General features: G+C 71.8%; 15 protein-coding genes. 6 read left to right on the top strand and 9 right to left on the bottom strand.

What is annotated here, in order from left to right; genetic code table 11:
• Positions 1-20: 20 nt before the first annotated feature.
• The 3 genes from BX283_RS03940 (at position 21) to BX283_RS03930 (ending at position 6,011) form a co-directional block, all read left to right on the top strand.
• Complete coding sequence (locus BX283_RS03940; RefSeq protein ID WP_180357038.1) at positions 21-3,518, top strand: glycosyltransferase; 3,498 nt, start codon at positions 21-23, stop codon at positions 3,516-3,518.
• Between the two features lie 79 nt (positions 3,519-3,597).
• Positions 3,598-5,199 carry an amidase gene (locus tag BX283_RS03935; protein WP_373979111.1) on the top strand — a complete coding sequence of 534 codons (1,602 nt, stop codon included), beginning with the start codon at positions 3,598-3,600 and terminating at the stop codon, positions 5,197-5,199.
• Between the two features lie 143 nt (positions 5,200-5,342).
• A complete protein-coding gene (locus BX283_RS03930) occupies positions 5,343-6,011 on the top strand; it encodes a hypothetical protein (RefSeq protein ID WP_101386264.1) in 669 nt (222 codons plus the stop codon).
• 19 nt (positions 6,012-6,030) lie between these two features.
• On the opposite strand, the gene BX283_RS03925 is transcribed toward BX283_RS03930, so the two are convergent.
• The 7 genes from BX283_RS03925 to BX283_RS03895 form a co-directional block, all read right to left on the bottom strand.
• Entirely contained in the window at positions 6,031-7,431 is a 1,401-nt protein-coding gene (locus tag BX283_RS03925; protein ID WP_101386263.1) for a serine/threonine-protein kinase, read from the bottom strand.
• A 9-nt stretch (positions 7,432-7,440) separates the two neighbouring features.
• On the bottom strand, positions 7,441-8,220 hold the full coding sequence (locus BX283_RS03920) for a serine/threonine protein kinase (protein ID WP_101386262.1): 780 nt from the start codon (positions 8,218-8,220) through the stop codon (positions 7,441-7,443).
• Positions 8,221-8,381: 161 nt separating this feature from the next.
• On the bottom strand, positions 8,382-10,391 hold the full coding sequence (locus BX283_RS03915) for a family 43 glycosylhydrolase (RefSeq protein WP_101386261.1): 2,010 nt from the start codon (positions 10,389-10,391) through the stop codon (positions 8,382-8,384).
• Between the two features lie 31 nt (positions 10,392-10,422).
• A complete protein-coding gene (locus tag BX283_RS03910) occupies positions 10,423-11,889 on the bottom strand; it encodes a transglycosylase SLT domain-containing protein (RefSeq protein WP_257581890.1) in 1,467 nt (488 codons plus the stop codon).
• Between the two features lie 11 nt (positions 11,890-11,900).
• A complete protein-coding gene (locus tag BX283_RS03905; RefSeq protein WP_101386260.1) occupies positions 11,901-13,421 on the bottom strand; it encodes a peptidoglycan DD-metalloendopeptidase family protein in 1,521 nt (506 codons plus the stop codon).
• Between the two features lie 14 nt (positions 13,422-13,435).
• Entirely contained in the window at positions 13,436-14,362 is a 927-nt protein-coding gene (locus tag BX283_RS03900; protein WP_373979534.1) for an alpha/beta hydrolase, read from the bottom strand.
• Positions 14,363-14,601: 239 nt separating this feature from the next.
• Positions 14,602-15,024, bottom strand: coding sequence for a MarR family winged helix-turn-helix transcriptional regulator (locus tag BX283_RS03895; protein ID WP_101386258.1), 423 nt, complete (start codon positions 15,022-15,024; stop codon positions 14,602-14,604).
• Positions 15,025-15,188: 164 nt separating this feature from the next.
• On the opposite strand from BX283_RS03895, the gene eno reads away from it, so the two are divergent.
• Positions 15,189-16,496 carry a phosphopyruvate hydratase gene (eno, locus tag BX283_RS03890; protein ID WP_101386257.1) on the top strand — a complete coding sequence of 436 codons (1,308 nt, stop codon included), beginning with the start codon at positions 15,189-15,191 and terminating at the stop codon, positions 16,494-16,496.
• 86 nt (positions 16,497-16,582) lie between these two features.
• Here the strand turns inward: eno and BX283_RS03885 are convergent, their stop codons facing one another.
• Entirely contained in the window at positions 16,583-17,392 is an 810-nt protein-coding gene (locus BX283_RS03885; RefSeq protein ID WP_101386256.1) for a response regulator transcription factor, read from the bottom strand.
• A 183-nt stretch (positions 17,393-17,575) separates the two neighbouring features.
• On the opposite strand from BX283_RS03885, the gene BX283_RS03880 reads away from it, so the two are divergent.
• Positions 17,576-18,178, top strand: a complete 603-nt coding sequence (locus BX283_RS03880) for a PASTA domain-containing protein (protein ID WP_101386255.1) — start codon at positions 17,576-17,578, stop codon at positions 18,176-18,178.
• A 122-nt stretch (positions 18,179-18,300) separates the two neighbouring features.
• Here BX283_RS03880 and BX283_RS03875 read toward each other — a convergent pair whose 3' ends face one another.
• Positions 18,301-19,440, bottom strand: a complete 1,140-nt coding sequence (locus tag BX283_RS03875; RefSeq protein WP_101386254.1) for an alkene reductase — start codon at positions 19,438-19,440, stop codon at positions 18,301-18,303.
• 73 nt (positions 19,441-19,513) lie between these two features.
• On the opposite strand from BX283_RS03875, the gene BX283_RS03870 reads away from it, so the two are divergent.
• Positions 19,514-19,924 (top strand): MerR family transcriptional regulator, encoded by a 411-nt coding sequence (locus BX283_RS03870; protein WP_101386253.1) that lies wholly within the window; start codon positions 19,514-19,516, stop codon positions 19,922-19,924.
• Positions 19,925-19,950: the final 26 nt, after the last annotated feature.

Here is a 19,950-nt window from a genome sequence, read left to right as displayed (position 1 = left end):
CGCGGACGTCGGGGAGGGGCGTGAACGGAGGCGAAGCGGGGCGTCGTAGTACGGGCGCGGGGCGGCGATTCCTGGTGTCCGTCGGTGTCTCCCGGTACGACTCACCGCACCTGCCGGACCTTCCCGGCGCCGGGTCGGACGCGGAACGGATGGCCGGTCTGCTCGCGGGCTTCGGATACGAACGTGTCCTCTCCGAACTCGGCACCTCTCCCACCGTCGAGCAGCTGACGTCCGGTGTGGTGCGCTGGACCAAGGAAGCCAGGCTCGGGCCGGACGACGTGCTGGTCGTGTACTACGCCGGCCACGGGTTCGCCGACGAGTCGCGGCTGTATCTGTTCGCTTCGGACAGCGAACCGGGCCGCGCGCGCACGTCACTGACCGCCGACGACCTCGCTGCCACGATCGCGGTCAGCGGTGTGGGAAGCACCCTGACAGTTCTCGACGTGTGCACGGCCGAAGCCGGTCACAGCGCGGCAGCCGGATGGGCCGCGCCCCACATTCACCCGCGGCCCCAGGTCAGCGAGTACCACCTGGTCACGTTCAACAGGGACTCCGCCGACGACGCCGCGTCCCTGGTGGACGCCTGGACGTACGCGCTCACTCATTCGTACGCCGGGCCGCGGCAACGCCACCTCCCCATCGCCGACGTGCTCCAGGGCATACACCGCCACCTCGGGGAGCGGGCGACTCGCGCCTTCTACATCGGACACCGTACGGAGGAGACGGAGGTCTTCTTCCCGAACCCCCGATACGCGCCGGACCTGCCGCCCGACACCCTCGACCCCGTGGGCGTGGCCCGGCTGCGGCACGAGCACCGCGACCACTTCGAGCCGCGCAGCCGGGGCGTCGCGCACGCCGCCGAGCAGGGTGACTTCTTCGTGGGCCGGACGAATGCCCTGGCCCGGATCGCCTCCTGGGTGCGGGCGGAGCCCGGCGTCGCGGTGCCACCGCTGGCGGTCACCGGCGCGCCGGGCTCCGGCAAGTCCGCCCTCCTCGGCCGCTTCCTGGCACTGACCGACCCCGACAACCCGGCCAGGATGAACACCGAGCCCCAGACGCTGCCGCCGCCGGGGCTGGCCGTCGTTCCGCTCAGTGGCCGAGGCATCAACGGGCCGCGGTCCCTGATCGCCGACCTAGCCTCTGCGCTCGGCCTGCCCCCGGGCTCGGGCCCGGGAGCCGTGCTCGCCGCGCTGAGCGGACGGACCGACCCTGTCGTCATCGTCCTCGACGGCCTCGACGAGATCACCCCGTTCGCGTACGACGAAGGGCTCGCCCACTTCGTCCGCTCGCTCGGCGGCATTCCCGCGGTGCGGCTCCTCGTCGCGACCCGTGCGAGCCAACTGGGGTCACTGGGACCGGACGTCGAGGTTCTCGACCTCGACTCGCCCGAGTACCGGGACGAGGACGCCCTGCGTCAGGTCGCCCAGCGGCTGGCCCGGGATCCCGGCCAGGCCTCCGCGATATTGGGGGACCTTGAGCGTGACATCACCCGCCGGGTGGACCGCTCCTTCCTGATGGTGCACCTGCTGGCGGCGGGTGCGCTGACGGCTGACGAGCTAGTGGCGAACGGGGACAACCTCACCTCGCTGTTCCGGGACCTGATCCAACCCCTCGGTCCCGACGAGGCGCGCTCGGAGCGCCTGCTGTCGCCACTCGCGTACGCGCAGGGAGCGGGCCTGCCCATCGGACTGTGGGCGCCACTGGTCGAGGCCCTCACCGGCGAGGTGTGTACGCCCGAGGAGCTTCGGCGGTTCCACGACCGGGCGGGCTCGCTCGTGGTCGACAGCACCAGGCCCGACGGCACCACGGTCCACCGGCTCTTCCACGTCACCCTCGCCGAGTTCCTGCGGGCGTCCGCCGACGAGCGCGAGCAGCAGCGGCGCATGGCCCGGGGACTGGCCCGCCTGGCCCCGCGCACGACCGACGGACGAAGCGACTGGGCCGCGGCGGACCCGTACATCCTCGAACACCTCGCCACCCACGCCGCGGCCGGCCGGATCCTCGGCGAAGTCGTGCGGGACAGCGCCTATCTGAGCCATGCGGCGCCGGAGCCACTGCTGCGGGCGCTGGCCGACAGCGGCGCCATCGACGCAGGGCTCGCGGCTCCCGAGGCCGAGGAGTCCCGTGTTCCCGCCGAAGAGGACGTGGGCGCTGACGTCGACGCGATCATGACCACGGACGAGGACCTGGCCGCGGACGTCGACGCGGCCGAGGAGACCGGCCTCGACGACTTCGATCGGGCGACCGCCGCCGAACGGGCCATCCTCCAGGTCCTGTCGGAGCGGACCTGCGTCCTGGTCGTCGCCACCGAGTGGTCCTCGGGCCGCGGCGGGTTGAGCACCTTCAACCGGCACCTGTGTGTGGCGATGGCGGCCGCGGGCGCCCAGGTCTTCTGCGTCGTGCTGGACGCCGACGCCTCCGAGGTGACCGACGCCAAGGACAAGGGCGTCACCCTGCTCACCCACCCCGGCGCGCCGGGAGCCCCGGACTACGGTCGGCTCACCCGCCGCCCCGCCCTTCCGTACGGTACGCAGCCGGACCTGGTCATCGGACACGCCCGCGTCACCGGACCGGCCGCCGCCCACCTCAAGGAGGACTTCTTCCCGCACGCCCGCCGGCTGCACTTCGTCCACATGGCGCCGGACGAGATCGAATGGCACAAGCTGGGTGACGGTGTCGACCGCTCCCGGCTGGCGGAGGAACGTACCGAGATCGAGCGCGAGCTGGGGCTGACGGCGCACCGGGTGGTCGCGGTCGGCCCGGCGCTGAAACGCCGTTTCACCAACGAGCTCTGGGACGCCGGAGTTCCCGAACCGCTGCGTCTGGATCCGGGCTTCGATGCGCCCGCGTCCACCGGACCGGCTGCGAGGGGTGTGCCGAACGTGTTCGCGCGCCGCAGGCCTCCACCGGACGGGCTGCACAAGGTGCTGTTCGTCGGCCGCACCGAGGACGTCCGGCTCAAGGGAGTCGACCTTGCCGCGCGGGCCTGTGGAATCGTGCACGAACTGCGGAGCAGAACGGCGGGAGAGCCGATCGAGCTGTTCGCCCGAGGCGCACCGCCGGAGAAGGCCGACGAGCAGCAGCAGCTCATTCGGGACTGGTCGGGCTGTCCCGGGCTGCGTGTGGTGGTACGCCCCTACTCCGCCGACCCGCGCAAACTGGAGTCCGACATGCTGCGCGCCGGGCTGGTGGTGATGCCGTCCCGCTCGGAGGCGTTCGGCCTGGTCGGCCAGGAAGCCATCCTGCGCGGTGTGCCCGTGCTCGTCAGCGACCAGAGCGGGCTGGCGCAGCTGCTGCGCGAGGAACTCCGCTCCGAGGCCGACCACTTGATCGTTCCGGTCACGGGCGACTTCGCGGAGGACACCAGGGTATGGGCCGCGCGGATCGAGAAGTGCCTGAGCGCCCGCGACGAGGAGTTCGAACGGATGCACAGCGTGCGCGACCGCCTCGCCGCCTCCGTCACCTGGGCGGCCGCCGCCCGTCTGGTTCTGGCCGAGGCCCCGTCCCGGCAGCGATGACCTGACCCTGTCGTGGGTTCTGGGCCGGGACGACTCTTGCGCCGGACGGTACGCGTGTAGTGCGCTGACTCCCATGAGAATGAGTGGAGTTGGTGCACTGATCACTGCCCTGGTCGCCGGGTCGCTGCTGGCGGCCGCGCCGGGGTCGAACGCGCAGGGCGTAGGCGCCGCGGACACGCCGTCGCCCGGAGCGTCGTCCCTCAAGGGGATCGACCTCGACACGGTGACGATCCCAGAACTACAGGCGCACAGGGACAAGGGATCCCTGACGTCGTCGGCGCTGACCCGGGCGTACCTGCGGCGGATCGAGACCGTCGACCCGAAGATCAACGCGGTGCTCCATACCGACCCGTCGGCTCTGCGGCAGGCCGCGGCCAGCGACGCCCGGCATCGCGGCGGCCGGCTGCGCGGACCGCTCGACGGCATCCCGGTGCTGCTCAAGGACAACGTCGACACCCGGGACATGCCGACCACGGCCGGGTCGCTCGCGCTGGCAGGCGAGCCGCCCGGCGCCGACGCCGTCCTGGTGACGCGGCTGCGGCAGGCGGGTGCGGTGATCCTGGGCAAGACCAATCTGTCGGAGTGGGCGAACTTCCGGGCGGCGAAGCCGACGTCGGGGTGGTCGGCCGTGGGCGGTCAGACCCGCAACCCGTACGTCCTCGACCGCAATCCGTGCGGATCCTCCGCCGGGTCGGCCGCCGCGCTCGCCGCGTCCCTGGCCCAGGTGGCGATCGGCACCGAGACCGACGGATCCATCGTCTGCCCGGCCGGGATGAACGGAGTGGTCGGCCTCAAGCCGAGCCTCGGCCTGGTGAGCCAGAGGGGAGTGGTGCCGATCTCCGCCGAGCAGGACACCGCCGGGCCCATGGCCCGTAACGTCATCGACACCGCGCTCACGCTGTCCGTGCTCACCGGCGATGGCTCCGCGGGACCCACCGGGCGGGCGGCGGCTCTCGCCGCGCCGGAGGAAAGGGGATCACGTCAGGGGGGATTGCGGGGCAAGCGCATCGGGCTGTGGCGACTGCCTTCGCTCGGCCCGGAGGTCGACGCCCTGATGACCCGTACGGCGGCGAAGCTGCGCGGCGCCGGGGCGGAGGTCGTCGAGGTGACGCCCCCGTACCAGGCCCGACTGGCCGAGCTCGAATTCCCCGCGCTGCTCAGCGAGTTCCACCGGGACATCGATGCCTATCTCGGTACGCGTCAAGGGCCCCGCGATCTGGCCGAGCTGATCGCGTTCAACCGCACCCACCCGCAGGAACAGGCCTGCTTCGCCGGGCAGGAACTGTTCGAGCAGGCCCTCGCCGCGCCACCCACCACCGATCCGAAGTACCGCGCCCTACGTACGGAGCTGACGGACCTGGCCCGGCGCTCGCTGGACGAGACGCTGGCCGCCCATGATCTGGACGCCATCGCCGCGCCGACGAACCCGCCGGCCTGGACGACCGACTGCGCCCGCGGTGACAACGACGTGATTCCGTCCTCCACTCCCGCAGCCGTCGCCGGCTACCCGTCGCTGTCGGTGCCCGCCGGATCCGTGGGTGAACTCCCGGTCGGTCTGCTGCTGATGGCGGGCGATCGTGAGGACGCCGGTCTGCTGTCGTTGGGTGCGGCCGTGGAGCAGAGGCTGCGGGCCTGGCGCGCACCGCGCTATCTGCCGTCGGCGGGCCCGGCCGTCCATTGAGCGGCGTCCGCCGGGGAATGCGCCGCTGACGACGAGCGAGGAGCGGCGAGAGGGAGGAGAATTGGGGTGTGGCGGTGCCCGAGGGGCCGGTGCCCGGGTGACGTGATGCCGTCACCCCTCCCAGCCTCTGCCGAGGTGAAGTCATGACCACGACTACCACGGCGACAGGGCCGTTCACGGTCCGTGCTTTCCTGTTCGGCCAGGACCAGCCCGGCTCGGTCGAAGCCCTCGTCGGCCCGCTTGACGGCAGCGGGGCGGCCAGGCAGCTCCTCAGTGGAACGACCCGCCGCCTGACAGCCGCAGCCGATGAGGCCGTCCAGCGCGAAATGGCGACCGTCATCGATTCCTTCCTGGGCATGGACCTCTTCGACGTGGCAGCGGGCGGCTGGCGCAAGCACGCCGCCCTCACCGATGCCGCGCGCCGCACCCGCGCCGCCCCGGGCAGCGAGGAGGTGGTCGCGCTCGCGACACACGCGATCACCTCTCGCCACCGCCCGTACGTCGACGTGCTCATGGACGGGGTGAAGATCGGCACCCTGGACGTGGGGCTCGACCTGACTTTCCGGATCACCGGGCTTGTCGCTGTCGTACGCGCGGCCCAGCTGGTCGCCGTACGCAGCGGGGAGTGCGTGCTGCAGGGGTCTCTCTCCGTCCAGCAGATCCTGCTGGCGAAACGACAGGGCCGACTGAACCTCCCGGGCATCTGGCGTCTGCACGCCCCGCTCCCACTGCTCCACAACGAGCCACCACCTCCCCCTCCGCCGCCCCCACCGCCCGGTACGGCATGGACGTCCGGACCACGTGCCCGATAGCCGGATACCGTCGTGGGGCTCACCGCGCGGAGCAGTGCGGGAGCGACGGGCGGTCCTTCGTACGGACCGCGGGCAGCCAGGCCTTGTCGGGGCGCGTCGCGGCGGCGCCGTCGCGCGGCACGCGGACCCGGAACCAGACGGTGGAGCGCAGGTCCTCCTCGTCGATGATGGGCTGGCCCTGCGGCAGCTGGCACTCCGCGTCGAGGATGTCGCCGTGCCACACCCGCGTACCCACGACGTTGTCGGCGGTGTACGGCCGCCGCGGATCGATCGCGAGGCCCAGGCTGCACTGCGGTTCGCGGTCCGCTCGGTCCTGGCAGCCCCGCTCGGCGTTGAACACCCTGATCCGGCCGGTCTCTTGGTCGTTGCCGCCTCCCGCATACGCCCAGAGCGCGACGCCTGCCGCCGCGCACCCGAGGACGGCGAGCAGGGCGGCGAAGAGCGGGCGGCGCCGAACGCGGGGGAGTCGGCGGCGGGAACGCCCGGTGCCGCCTTCGGCGGTGTGGGCCCGGATGCGTTCGAGGAGGCTTTCAGCCGTGTGAGGGGCGCGGGCCGTGTGCGTGGGGGCGAGGCATTCGGCGGCGAGGGCCCGCCAGAACTCCGGGACGGCGCCGTCCATCCGTAACGCCGCTCGGCCCTCGGAGTACTCCTGTACGGCCGCGCCGCGCGCGGTAGGCGTGGCGCCGGGGAAGGGGTAGGCGCCCTGGGCGTACACCTCGTGGATGATGATGCCGAGCGCCCAGATGTCGGCGCTGGGCCGTATCCGGACGCCGCGCTCGCCGAGCGGTTCCCGCCACCGCTCGGGCGGCAGGTAGTCCAGGGTGCCCATCGGGGCCGTCCAGCCGTGGGTGCCGGTCAGCTCGATGGCGAAGCCGAAGTCCGACAGGCGCACTTCGCCGTCCTGGCCGATGAGGATGTTCTCGGGCTTGAGGTCGGCGTGCACCCAGCCGCTGCGGTGCATATGGTCCAGGCCCTCGCAGATGCCGGTGACGAGCCGGGCGGCCTCGGCCTCGGTCACCGGTGCCGCGAGCAGCTCACGCAGGCTGCACCGGGCCCGCTCCATGACGAGGACGATCGCGCCGTCCAGCAACGGCCGGTCCGGCGCGCTCAGGACCAGGGAGTCGAGGAGCCGGACGAGTCTCGGGTGGCCCGCCCCGCGGCCCAGTTCGAGTTCGCGGCGGGCGGCCTCGGCCACGTTGCGTGCCTGGCGCGGTGCGAGTCCGGCGGTCGGCATCACCTTCAGGGCGACGTCGTGCTCGTCCAGATCGTTCGGTTCGTCGTGGTCCGGCCGGCCGGCGTAGACCGTCGCCCAGCCGCCCGCCCCGATCGGTTCGCCGACGACCCAGGAGCCGATCCGGTGGCCCACGGGCAGGAGTTCCGCCTCGCCGCTGTCCGCCGGATCCGCGCCCCTGTGCACCATGACCGCGTCCTACCGTCCGTGCTCGGCGGGCTCGGTGCGCGGGGGTAACAGCGTGAGGTGCTCCTCCCGTACGATCCCGAACTTCAGGGCGAGGGCGACGACGGCCTCGCGCTTGCCGTTGCGGCGGGCCGCGCGTTCGGGGCCGTCCGTGGCCGTCGGGACGCCGATGCGCAGCTTCTCGTCGGCGAGGTAGTCGATGTGCGAACTGACCGCGCGAGCCGTCAGCCCCGGGCTGGAGCCAGAGCCGCTGAGCCGCTCGACGACCTGCGGGGTGGTCGGCACGGCGACCGGTGAACTGTCGCGCAGCCACGGCTCGCAGAGCGCCACGAGTACCAGGAAGTACGTGGCGGTCTCGTCCAGGGAGTACGCGGTGAGAGTGCGGCTCTCCCAGGATCCGCCGCCGGGCGCGTGCGGGTCCAGATAGACGTGGTCGGGCGCGAACACCTGGAAGGAGAGCGGGGTTTCGCGGCGGGAGGGCAGCACCACCCGGGAGAACTCGAACGGGATGGGCGCGCCGACGCGGCGCGGCGGGACGCGCAGATACTCTCCGGCCCCTTCCGGATTCTCCACGAGATAGCCGTGGGTGGTGCTGAGATTGCTCAGCTGCCAGTGGTCGTCCGTCGCCCGGATCTCCCCGGCGAGGCGGGACACAGACTCGTCGTCCAGGCGCAGTTCGACGGGTGTGCGGGCCGAACCCCGGCCGAAACGGACGCGCTCGCCGGGGCCCAGCCGCAGCGTCGCCGCGTCGCCGCCGTTCCCCTCCGGCAGGTGGATGACAATTCCGCTCACCGCTCCCCCGTCCCGCGTGCCGACCGTCCCCGTTGTCCGACAGAGGGAACGTTACCGCCTGCCTCCGCTGTTTCACCGCGTGGCATCCGCCACTTCGGCGCGCGGCCGTGACGGCCGAAACGGGGGCTGTGCGTACGCGGAAAGGCGGGGAGTGGCCCCGGTCAGGGGGCGACGGCGCGGGTGCCGAAGGCGGTCCAGGGACGCCAGCCGCCGCTGGGCCGCTCCTGTACGCGGGTGCGTATCCGGCCGTCCGCGGTGACCGCGAACAGGTGCAGTCGGCCGGTCGCGTCGGCCGCCGCCGAGGGGGTGGTGGCGAGCGCGACGCCGGACTCGGTGATGTCCTCGCCGGGGTCCCAGGCGTCGCCGGGGGAGACCTGCCAGCGGTGGGCGAGCCGCTCGCCGCCGGGGGCGAGGGCGAAGCCTTCGAGGCGGCCGTCGGCGCCGGGGACGAGCAGCGGGGCCGTGGCCGACCAGCCGAACAGCGGCTGCCAGTCGTCCCAGCCGCCGCTCGGTACCGACTGGCGCCGGTGGAAGGCCGCCACGCCGGAGGGGGCGATCGCGGCGACGGTGAGCCGTCCGCTTCCGTCGCGGGCCAGGCGCGGGGCCGCACCGGCCGCCGTACCGAAGCGCTCCCACGGGGACCAGGCGCCGCCCGGTGTCTGCTGCCAGCGGTGCAGGACGGCGGTACCGCCGCGGGTGAGGGCGAACACCTCAAGGCGTCCGTCCGCGTTGACGCCGACGACCGGCGGTGCTCCGGCGGGTCCGCCGAATCCCGCGTCCCACGGGTCCCAGGCCGGGGAGCCGGGCGTGGACTGGCGGCGGCGGGCGATCAGGGTGCCGCCCGGGCTGAGGGCGAAGACCTCCAGTCTGCCGTCGGCGTCGCGGGCGACGGCGGGCGCGGCCGCGGCCGGACCGCCGAACTCCTCCCAGTCGTCCCAGCCGCCGTCCGGGCGCTGCACCCTGTGGTGCAGGTTGGCGCCTCGCGGGGCGAGCGAGAACACCTCCAGGCGGCCGTCGGTGTCGCGGCCGAGCGTGGGCACCGCGCCGGCCGGTCCGCCGAACGGCTCCCAGTCCGACCAGGTGTCGGCGTCCGGGTCGAGCTGGACGCGCCGCAGCATCGAGCGGTCGGCGGCGTCGAGTGCGAAGACGGTCAGGCGTCCGTGGACGTCCAGGGCGGCCACGGGGTTGTCCGGGCTCCGCCATACCGGCGGCGCGTCCTGCCAGGTCAGTGGTGCGAGGCGGAGTCCGTGCGAGAACCATCCGGCGGCGCTCGCGTACCAGTCCTGCCCGTCGGTGACCGCTTCGACGGCGTGGCCGGGGACATGGCCCGCGTATCCGTCGAGGGTGAAGCGGAACGGGTCGCGGGAGGCCAGCACGTCGGTGCCGTCGTAGCCGCCGCGCGGCCCGATGAACAGATAGAACCAGCCGTCCCGTTCGACGATGTACGGCGACTCGGTGACCGACACTCCCATGGCGGCGGTGCTGTCGTCGGTGAACGCGGTGCCGGGCGCGCTCCAGCGCAGCAGGTCGGGGGAGCGGCGCCAGCAGACGAGGTGGTGGCCGTCGGCGGAGAGTTCGGTGTAGTACATGACCCAGTCGGTGCCGATCCGCACCACCATGGGGTCGCGCGCCGCCCGCCCCCGGAAGAGCGGTCCGGACGGAACGCGGGTCCAGGTGAACAGGTCGGTGGAGCTGGCCAAATTGATGGCGGCCCCGGCGCTGCCGCCCGCGGCGTAGAACATCCAGTAGGTGCCCGCGGCCTCGATCACATGCGGGGCCCACAGGTGCTGTTCGCCGTAGTACGCGGGATCGACGGTCAGCGCGTCGGGATGGGTTGTCCACGGGCCGTACGGGGTGGGCGCGGAGGCGTGCGCGAAGGCGGTCTCGGCGCTGCTGTCCGGGGCCTGACCGGGCGCGGCGCTGTCGCCGACGATGCCGAACAGGTGCCAGCGGCCGTTCGTCCGGAGCAGGGTGTGGTCGTTGAGGTAGCGGCGGCGGTCGGGGGTGGACGGGTCGTGGACGGGTGTGAAGGGGCCGGCGTCGACCCACTGGTGGGGCGGGACGTCGGTGGGGGCGGCAGCGGCACGGGCGGCGGTACGGGCCGCGAGCGGGAGCACGAGTGCTCCCGCCCCGGCCGTCCGCAGCAGGTGACGCCTGCTGATCGGATGCATGTGCTCTTCTCCGGATGGACCGCTCAGGGGATCAGTTGACGGCGGGGCCGGAGGTGTTGTTGAGCCAGGCCCACTCGGACCAGGTCGAGATCCCGGTCTGCCACTTGTGGTGGACGCCGGCGCTGCTCGTGCCGAAGACCTCTATGCGGCCGTCGGCGTTGGTGGCCGCGGTGACCTCCGTACCGCCGCCGCCGAAGGTGTCCCACTGGCCGTACGGGGCGTTCACGCCGGTCTGCCACAAGTGCTGGGCGACAGTGCCGTTGATCGCGAAGACCTCCACCCGGCCGTCGGGCGAGCGTTCGCTGCTGACCTGCGAGTCGGCGGGGCCGCCAGTGGGTTCCCAGCCGGACCAACTGGCCCGGTCCGTCTGGTACTTGTGGAACACTCCGGCGGGTCCGGAGGCGAAGACCTCCAGGCGTCCGTCCTGGTTGTGGTCCACGGTCAGGTCGTGGCCACCGCCGCCGAAGTTCTCCCAGCCGGACCAGCCGCCGTTGACGGCCGTCTGGTACTGGTGCTGGAAGACATCGCCGTTGATCGCGAAGACTTCGAGGCGCCCGTCGGACGACTTCTCCATCTCGATGCGGCTGTTGGCCGGGCCGCCTCCCGCGGACTCCCACTCCGACCAGCCGCTGTTCGGCGCGCTCTGGTACTTGTGGAACACTCCGGTCGGCCCGGAGGCGAAGACCTCCAGGCGTCCGTCGCCGTTGGCGCCGACCGCGATGTCGCGTCCGCCGCCGCCGAAGTTCTCCCAGCCGGACCAGGCGCCCGAGGGTGAGAGCTGGTAGCGGTGCTGGAACACGTTGGCGTTGATCGCGAACATTTCGAGGCGGCCGTCGGCGTTCGGGCCGATCGCCAGCTCCGCGCCGCCCGGTCCGCCCAGCGGCTCCCAGTCCGACCAGCTCCCGTTGACGCCCACCTGCCAGGCGTGGTGCACGCCGTCGGCTCCGGCGGCGAAGACCTCCAGGCGGCCGTCGGCCGAACGGGCTGACACCACCCGCCCCGACTCCGCCGGATACACCAGCGGGGCGGGCCCGGGCTCGTGGTGGCCCAGGCGGTCCACCGCGGCCCGTGCCTCGTCCATGTGCCGCCGGTGGGCGCCCGCGTTGTAGGTGGACCAGGGCTGCCAGTTGGTGCCGCCGGAGGAGATGGTGAAGGCCGCGTTTGCGTTGCACTGGGGGTCGAAGGCGCAGGCGTCGTTCACCTCCGGGTGCCAGTAACTGTTGATCTGCCACAGGCCGCGGTCGGTGGAGGGAGGCGTGTTGTTCTGGACGTTGGTCGCCGTCGGGTCGCAGCTGGATTCCGCGAGGGCGACCGCGACGGCCGTCACCAGGCTCTCGCCCCGGAAACCGGCCTGGTAGCCGGTCTGGGCGCACAGATCGCTCGGCGCGGCGTACGCCGGTGAGGCGCCGACCAGGACGCCCGCCCCCAGCGATAACGAGGCGAGTGTCGCCAGGATGACGCGATGGGGCGCTCGGCGAGCCTGCTGCACAGTTGTCACCTGCTGTCTCCTCAATTGACGGCGGGGCCGGAGGTGTTGTTGAGCCAGGCCCACTCGGACCAGGTCGCGAAGCCCGTCTGCCACTTGTGGTGGACGCCCGCGCGACTGGTGCCGAAGACCTCGATACGGCCGTCCGCGTTGGCCACCGCGGTGACCTCCGTACCGCCGCCGCCGAAGGTGTCCCACTGGCCGTACGGGGCGTTCACGCCGGTCTGCCACAAGTGCTGGGCGACCGTCCCGTTCAGGGCGAAGACCTCCACCCGGCCGTCCGCGGTCCGCTGACTGGTCAGCTGCGAGTCGGCAGGACCACCGGTCGACTCCCAGCCGGACCAACTGGTGCTGTTGGTATGGTACTTGTGGAAGACTCCGGCGGGTCCGGAGGCGAAGACCTCCAGGCGTCCGTCCTGGTTGTGGTCCACGGTCAGGTCGTGTCCGCCGCCGCCGAAGTTCTCCCACGCCGACCAGCCGCCGTTGACCGCGGACTGGTACTGGTGCTGGAAGACGTCACCGTTGATCGCGAAGGCTTCGAGGCGCCCGTCGGGTGACTTCTCCATCTCGATGCGGCTGTTGGCGGGACCGCCGCCGGTGGGCTGCCACTCGGACCAGCCGCCGTTCGGCGCGCTCTGGTATTTGTGGAAGACACCCACGGGTCCGGAGGCGAAGACTTCCAGGCGTCCGTCGCCGTTGGCGCCGACGGCGATGTCGCGTCCGCCGCCGCCGAAGTTCTCCCAGCCGGACCAGGCACCGGAAGGTGAGAGCTGGTAGCGGTGCTGGAATACATCGCCGTTGATGGCGAAGACCTCCAGGCGGCCGTCGGCGTTCGGGCCGATCGCCAGTTCCGCGCCGCCCGGTCCGCCCAGCGGCTCCCACTCGGACCAGCCGCCGTTGACCCCCAGCTGCCAGGCGTGGTGCACGCCGTCGGCTCCGGCCGCGAAGACCTCCAGACGGCCGTCCGCCGAACGGGCCGACACCACCCGTCCCGACTCCGCCGGATACTCCAACGGCTTGGGGTGCGGGCCGGTACCGGGCATACACGGCATGTCGATGCCGCGTTCCGCCAGATACGGGATGGGGTCGGTACGCACGCTCGCACCCGGGTCCGCCCACACCCGCAGATGCAGGTGCGGGCCGGTGGCCTGGCCCTCGCTGCCCATCAGGGCGATCTGCTGACCGGCCACGACGCGGTCGCCGACCTGGACGTCCCGCTCGTACATGTGGCCGTACTCGGTGATGGTCCCGTCGGGGTGCAGGACGCGGATCCACTGGCCGTAGCCGGGTTCGTACCCGGAGATCGTCACTTCGCCGTCGCCGACGGCGTAGATCGGGGTGCCGCGGTCGTTGGCGATGTCGATGCCGTTGTGTTCGGCGCTGTAGTACTGGGAGATGAAACCGGTGGTCGGGCAGGCGCCGACGAAGCCGGCGGCCCGGGCGGCGCTCGCCGGAGGAGCGGTGACCAGCAGGCCGAGCAGCAGGGCCGCGACCGCCACCAGCCCCAGGCGCAGCGCGTGCCGCGGCGACGTGGTGAACGACATGGGGCGTCCTCCCGTCACGCCTTGCGCAGGCGGTCGATGATGCCGTCGATGTCGCGTTGCATCAGGTCGTGGCGGATGAAGTGGCCGCCGGGTACCTCGTACGACTCGTGCGGGATCCCGGCCCGGTCGAGCAGACCGCGGAACTCCCGCTGCCCGGCGAGCACCTGGGTCTCGTTGACGGTGTCGAACCAGTTGACCGGGTCGGGACTGGTACCGGCGACGAGGAAGACCCGCTTGTTGCGGTAGCTCTCGATCCGCTGGACGGGATTGTCGGCGCTCACCCGGGCCTCGTCCCACAGCGGCGCGCCGTAGATGGTGCCGCCGTTCAGGTCGAGGACCGCGGCGGAGGCGTTGGCCCAGTGCACGACGAGGCCGCTGTCACGGCGCAGGCTGGCCGGGCCGGAGTGGGCGCTGACGGACGCGAAGTGGCCGTAGTACTTGGCGGCGTACTTGAGCGCGCCGAACCCGCCCATGGAGAACCCGGCCACGGCCCGTCCGTCGTACTCGGCGAAGGTGCGGAAGTTGGCCTCCACCCAGGGAAGCAGCTGGCCGATGTGGAAGTGCTCCCAGTTGCGGGGCCCGGCGTTGGAGCTGACGGGGTTGGAGTACCAGCCGGCGTGGCCGCCGTCGGGCATGACCACGATGATCGGCTTTCCGGCGGTCCACTGGCGGATGCCCTCGCGGTCGAAGGTGATGAAGTCCTGGTCCGTGCCGCCGCCGTGGAAGAGGTAGAGGACGGGGTAGGTGCGGCCGCTCCAGTGGTAGTCGTCGGGCAGCAGCACGTTGACCCCGGGGTTCCAGCCGATCGCGTCGGTCTGGAACCGGTAGTACCACATCCTCGGGTCGCTCTCGTTGCGGTCCACGATGTGCAGGCCGAAGCCGTCGTCGGCCGCCGCTGCCGTCGTCGCTGCCGCGAGCACGCCTCCGGCGCCGAGGGCCATGGCGGCGGTGAGCCCGCCGGCGGACTTGAGGATGCTCCTGCGGGTGGGGTGGTGCGCGGTCAACGTGACCTCCTGGGGGAAGCGCGGCGACGGTGGGACCGACCGCTGTGTGACAGGCGCTTCGGAGGGTAGTGATGTGCTCGGCGCGCGGAGAACCCGGAAGGTTACGGAATGACAGGCACCGCCCGTGTGGGCTAGGGCCTGTTCGCTCAAGGGACGCTGTCCCGCGCCGCAGGGGCTCAGCGGGTGGCGAGCCGCTCCAGCAGGGCGGCGCTCCGGGCCAGCAACGCCCGCTCCTCATCCGTGAGTTCGGCCTCGATGGCCTGCGCGAGCCAACCGGCCCTGCGGCCGCGCTCCGCTTCGAGCGCGGCCCGGCCCGCGTCCGACAGCTCGACCAGCGACTTGCGGCCGTCGGTGGGGTGCGCGCGGCGCGTGATCAGGTTCTGTTCCATGAGGAGCCCCACCGAGCGTGCCATGGACTGGGGGCGTACGCGCTGGTCGGCGGCGAGGTCGCTGGTGGTCATGGCGCCGTTGCGGTCGAGTGCGCCGAGCACCGCGGCCTGGCCCAGCGGGATGCGGTCCTCGTCCTTGACGCGTCGGGTGAGTTTGCCCATCGCGGTGCGCAGTTCGACGGCGATGGCGGCGGCTTCCGAGGTGGGCATAGGGCACTTTACCCCGTTGGTCAGCAAAGGCTGGGGACCTGACCTGCACAGCAATGCTGTACAGCAAAACTGTGCAGCATTGCTGTATGGTTTGGTCTTGTCGGGCTCAGCGCCAGCGTTGTCGCAGCCGGGGCCACGGCACACGACAACGGGAAGGACCTCCCATGTCCGCGAAGACAGGCGGAACCATCAACGCCGCCATCGAGACCGTCACCGCCCGCCGGATCATCGACAGCCGAGGCAATCCCACGGTCGAGGTCGACGTCGTCCTGGCGGACGGATCCCTGGGGCGCGCGGCTGTCCCCTCCGGTGCCTCCACCGGTGCACGGGAGGCCGTGGAACTGCGCGACGGTGACGCCGCGCGCTGGCACGGCAAGGGCGTCGACCGCGCGGTGGCCCACGTCAACGGGGAGATCGCGGCAGCCGTACGCGGCCGGGACGGGTCGGACCAGGCGGGGCTCGACGCCGCGCTGGTCGCCCTCGACGGCACCGCCACGAAGTCCCGGCTCGGCGCCAACGCGATCCTCGGCGTCTCCCTCGCCACCGCCAAGGCCGCCGCGGCGGCCCACCGTCAGCCCCTCTACCGCTACCTCGGCGGCGCCGACGCCCACCTCCTGCCGCTGCCGATGATGAACATCGTCAACGGCGGCGCCCACGCCGACAATCCGCTGGACTTCCAGGAGTTCATGATCGCGCCCGTGGGCGCGGACACCTTCGCCGAGGCCGTCCGCATGGGCAGCGAGGTCTTCCACACCCTGCGCCGCGACCTGCTGGCCGCCGGGCACTCCACGGGCGTCGGTGACGAGGGCGGCTTCGCACCCGCGCTGCGCACCGCCGAGGAGGCGCTCGACTTCGTGATGGCAGCCATCGAGCGCACCGGCTACCGCCCCGGCACGGACATCGGCCTGATCATGGACCCGGCGTCGTCGGAGTTCTTCCGCGACGGCGTGTACGACTACGCGGGGGAGGGGGTGCGCCGCACCCCCTCCGAGAACGCCGACTACCTGGCCAAGCTCATCGACACCTACCCCATCGTCTCCATCGAGGACCCGATGGCGGAGAACGACCTCGACGGCTGGCGCGAGCTGACCGCGCGCGTCGGCGACCGCTGTCAGCTCACCGGCGACGACGTGTTCTGCACCAACGAGACACTGCTGCGCGAGGGCATCCGCACCGGCGTCGGCAACTCGATCCTGGTCAAGGTCAACCAGATCGGGACCCTGACGGAGGCGCTGGGCGCGGTGGCCACGGCCCACCAGGCGGGCTGGACGGCCGTCATGTCGCACCGCTCGGGCGAGACGGAGGACACCACCATCGCGGACCTGGCGGTGGCGACCGGCTGCGGCCAGATCAAGACCGGCTCGCTCTCCCGCTCCGACCGCACGGCGAAGTACAACCAACTGATCCGGATCGAGGAGGAGCTGGGCGACTCGGCGCGCTTCGCGGGCCGCTCCGCGCTGCGCCGGGCGTGAACAGCGGGCAGAGGTACGGTAGGGACCAAGCGGGCTCCCGATCGTGATCGGGGGCCCGCTCGCTTGGTGGGGCGGCCGGGGTCCGGTCAACCCCGCTCGTGCGGTACCTCGGAGTGCGGGCGCGGGCCGGCCACTCCTTCCGGGAACGCGCGGGTGACCGCGGCCATGCGGTTGGAGACCTGTAGCCGCCGGTAGACGTTCTCCAGGTGCTTGCGCACGGTTCCTTCGGACACGCCCAGCCGACGGGCGATCTGGACGTTGGTGTGTCCCGCGGCGAGCAGGTGCAGCAGTTGCCACTGCCGGGGCGTGAGCCGGGGAGTGGGGTGCCGGCGCCGTTCGGCGTCCAGGTATGCCTCGTACAGGTGCGGCCGCAGCAACGTGAGCAGCGCGCGGTCACGCTCGGAGAAGTCCGGGCCGGGCCCGCGGAATAGGAACATCCGCAACGTCCGGCCGCGGCCGTCGGTCCCGGGTGCTCCGGCGGGCATGCAGAGCATGAGCTCGTGCTCGACCCCCAGCGGCCGGTAGTAGTCGGTGTACATGCCGGTGCTGTGCCATTGCCTGGCCGAGTAGAAGTCCGCGATCGTCACGACACTGCGCAGGTCGCCGCTGCGGTCGGGGTAACTGCAGGGCCGGCAGTCCCAGTAGTGTTCCCAGTGCGTCGAGTCGGCGGCCTCGTCGGGCGTCTCGTCGCCATCGGGGCCGACCTGCGTCAGCCACCACGCCTCCCGGTGACTGTCGAAGCCCGCGAAGGTCAGTTCGTCGCAGCGGATCTGGCCCATCAGGTCACAGAGCAGAGACGGCGGCAGTCCCCGCGACGGCTCGTCGGTGCGTTTCTCGGAGACGATCCCCGCCAGTGTGCGCAGATCCCGGTCGCTGACCGATGACGAGCGTCCCATCAGGTCCCCCTTCGCCCGAAGGCCGGTCTCAGGTTACCGGCGCGGCGTGGTCCGCGGCATACGCAGAGCCTCGTATGGCAGCCGGGCTGTGGGGCCGCCCATGCTGAGCGCGACCGGCCCTGACGCGGGGGAGCAGGGCCGGTACCCGCTCACATCCGAACCGGCCCCGAGGGGGAAGGCATCATGCGAATCCGCAACAAGATCTTCGGAGGGTTGCTCGCGGCGGCCCTGGCCACGGCCCTGAACGTGGCGGGAGCAGGAGCCGGCCACGCCGCCCAGTTCCCCTCCGCGCCCATCAGACCCGTCGCGGCGGCCACACCGCTGCTGTTTGACGTCAACGGCACGTTCACCGACGGGGGATCCGCGCGGCCGGTGATCTCGGACGTCAACGACATCCTGACGGTGGACATGTCCTCCCAGCACCGTCCGACCGCCAGCGGTGTCGTGATCAACAGTGACACCATCCTGGTCACCTTCCCCGACGATGCCACCTACAGCGCGAAGCTGCAGGCGCCGAACATCATCAGGTGGTCCAACGGCTCGACCTGGCAGAAGCTCAACCTGGCGCGGGTGCCGGACGTGCGCGAGGAGACCCAGACCGTGGCCAAGTCGATCCTGAACTCCGCGGGCTTCGTCGTCGGCAGGGTGACCAGCTTCGTCGACCAGACGTGCAATCACGACCACACCGTCGCCGATCAGACTCCGGGCGCCGGCACCTTGGCCGTCCCGGGGAGCGTGGTGGACCTCACGATCGGACTGCTGCCACCGAGAGGGACGTGCCGGTGAGTTGACGGTCAGGAACCGGCGGTCCGCACGGACGGCCGGTTCCCCACCGTCCGGGCCGCGGGCCTGCCGGAAACCCGCGACGGGTGACCAGGGCTCTGTAGGCGGCCCCTGGGGCGCGAGGGTCATGCTCCGACGAGTTCGGGCGTCCCGGCCGGGTGTTCGACGGCGGCCAGCACCGGATAGTCGGTGTACCCGGCCTCACCGCCCGTGTACATCAGGCCCCGGTCCCGGACCGGGTTGAGCGGTGCGCCGACGCGCAGGCGTTCGACCAGGTCGGGGTTGGCGAGGAACGGGCGGCCGAAGGAGATCAGGTCGGCTCCCGCGGCGAGCAGCCGCTCGCCCTCGTGCTTTCCGCCGTCGGCCGGCAACGGCTTCCCCCACCCGAGGACCGGGTTGGCGATCAGCGTGCCCGGCCAGGTCTGCCGGATCTCCTGGAAGAGGGGCTGGTCCGGATCCGCGAAGACGACGTGCAGGTAGGCAAGGCCGGCATCGGCCAGGGCGGCGATGAGCGCCGGGTAGATGTCCTCGGTGTCGCCCTCGTCGATGCCGTTGACGGTGACTCCGGGCGCGATCCGCAGACCTACCCGCTCCGGGCCGATCGCGTCGGCGACGGCCTTGACCACCTCGACCGTGAACCGGATACGTCCGGCCACCGAGCCGCCGTAGGCGTCGGTGCGGTGGTTGGTTCCCCGCGCCATGAACTGGTGCAGGAGGTAGCCGTTGGCACCGTGCACCTCCACTCCGGCGAAGCCCGCGTCGATGGCGTTGCGGGCGGCGGCCGCGAAGTCGGCCACGGTGGCGTGGATCTCCTCGACGGTCATCTCACGCGGCACGACGGAGGGCTGGTGCCCGCCGGGGGTGAAGATCGTCTCCGGGAGCGGGATCGGCGAGGGCGCGACCGGTGTCAGTCCGCTGGTGTCGGGGTGGCCGACCCGGCCACCGTGCTGCAATTGCAGGAACATCCGGCCGCCCGCGGCGCGTACGGCATCGGTGACACCTCGCCACCCGGCGACATGCGCCTCGTTGTGGATCGCGGTGATGTTGGGGTAGGTCTGTCCCACGGCGTTCGGCGTGGAGGCCTCGGCGATGATCAGCCCCGCGGAGGCACGCTGGGCATAGTAGGTGGCCATGATCGGCTGCGGGACACCGTCGGCTCCGGCGCGGTTGCGCGTCATCGGCGCCATCACCAGGCGGTTGGGCAGGTGCAGGGAGCCGAGGCGGGCGGGTTCGAAGAGGCGGGAGTCAACTGCTGTGTTCGTCATGCCGGTACCGTAGAACTTGACATCAGTGTCAGGTTCAAGTCCTTCAGTCCTGGGTCGACATGCGAGGTGGGGAATGCGGATCGGTGAACTGGCCCGGCGCAGCGGGGTGAGCGAGCGTTCGCTGCGCTATTACGAGATGCAGGAGCTGCTGCGGTCCGAGCGTACGCCGGGTGGCCAACGGCAGTACGGCGAGTGGGCGGTCGACCGGGTCATCCGCATCCAGGCGCTCTACGCCGCGGGGTTGAACAGCAAGAAGATCGCGCAGTTGCTCCCCTGTATGCGGGACACGGACGGCGCCCCGAGCGAGATCGCCACGCCACGGCTGGTCGACGAACTCGCCGCGGAACGGGACCGTATCAACCGAATGATCACCGACCTGATCCGCTCCCGCGACGTCCTGGACGAAGTCATCGCCACGGCCTCGGTCGCAACGGATGCCGCCGCCGTCTCCGGCGCCGACGCGATGGGGGCCGCCCGAGGGTAGCGAGGTCGGCGGTGGCCCAGGCAGGC

Origin of the sequence: Streptomyces sp. TLI_146, from assembly GCF_002846415.1 — a bacterium.
GTDB lineage: Bacteria > Actinomycetota > Actinomycetes > Streptomycetales > Streptomycetaceae > Streptomyces.
This window is presented reverse-complemented; position numbering and strand designations above follow the sequence as displayed.

Excerpts from the sequence above, each read along its gene's own strand:
- BX283_RS03935 (WP_373979111.1), top strand. The coding sequence starts at position 3,598 with ATGAGTGGAGTTGGTGCACTGATCACTGCCCTGGTCGCCGGGTCGCTG.
- BX283_RS03930 (WP_101386264.1), top strand. The coding sequence starts at position 5,343 with ATGACCACGACTACCACGGCGACAGGGCCGTTCACGGTCCGTGCTTTC.
- BX283_RS03925 (WP_101386263.1), bottom strand. The coding sequence starts at position 7,431 with ATGGTGCACAGGGGCGCGGATCCGGCGGACAGCGGCGAGGCGGAACTC.
- BX283_RS03915 (WP_101386261.1), bottom strand. The coding sequence starts at position 10,391 with ATGCATCCGATCAGCAGGCGTCACCTGCTGCGGACGGCCGGGGCGGGA.
- BX283_RS03905 (WP_101386260.1), bottom strand. The coding sequence starts at position 13,421 with ATGTCGTTCACCACGTCGCCGCGGCACGCGCTGCGCCTGGGGCTGGTG.
- BX283_RS03900 (WP_373979534.1), bottom strand. The coding sequence starts at position 14,362 with ATGGCCCTCGGCGCCGGAGGCGTGCTCGCGGCAGCGACGACGGCAGCG.
- BX283_RS03895 (WP_101386258.1), bottom strand. The coding sequence starts at position 15,024 with ATGCCCACCTCGGAAGCCGCCGCCATCGCCGTCGAACTGCGCACCGCG.
- eno (WP_101386257.1), top strand. The coding sequence starts at position 15,189 with ATGTCCGCGAAGACAGGCGGAACCATCAACGCCGCCATCGAGACCGTC.
- BX283_RS03885 (WP_101386256.1), bottom strand. The coding sequence starts at position 17,392 with ATGGGACGCTCGTCATCGGTCAGCGACCGGGATCTGCGCACACTGGCG.
- BX283_RS03880 (WP_101386255.1), top strand. The coding sequence starts at position 17,576 with ATGCGAATCCGCAACAAGATCTTCGGAGGGTTGCTCGCGGCGGCCCTG.
- BX283_RS03875 (WP_101386254.1), bottom strand. The coding sequence starts at position 19,440 with ATGACGAACACAGCAGTTGACTCCCGCCTCTTCGAACCCGCCCGCCTC.
- BX283_RS03870 (WP_101386253.1), top strand. The coding sequence starts at position 19,514 with ATGCGGATCGGTGAACTGGCCCGGCGCAGCGGGGTGAGCGAGCGTTCG.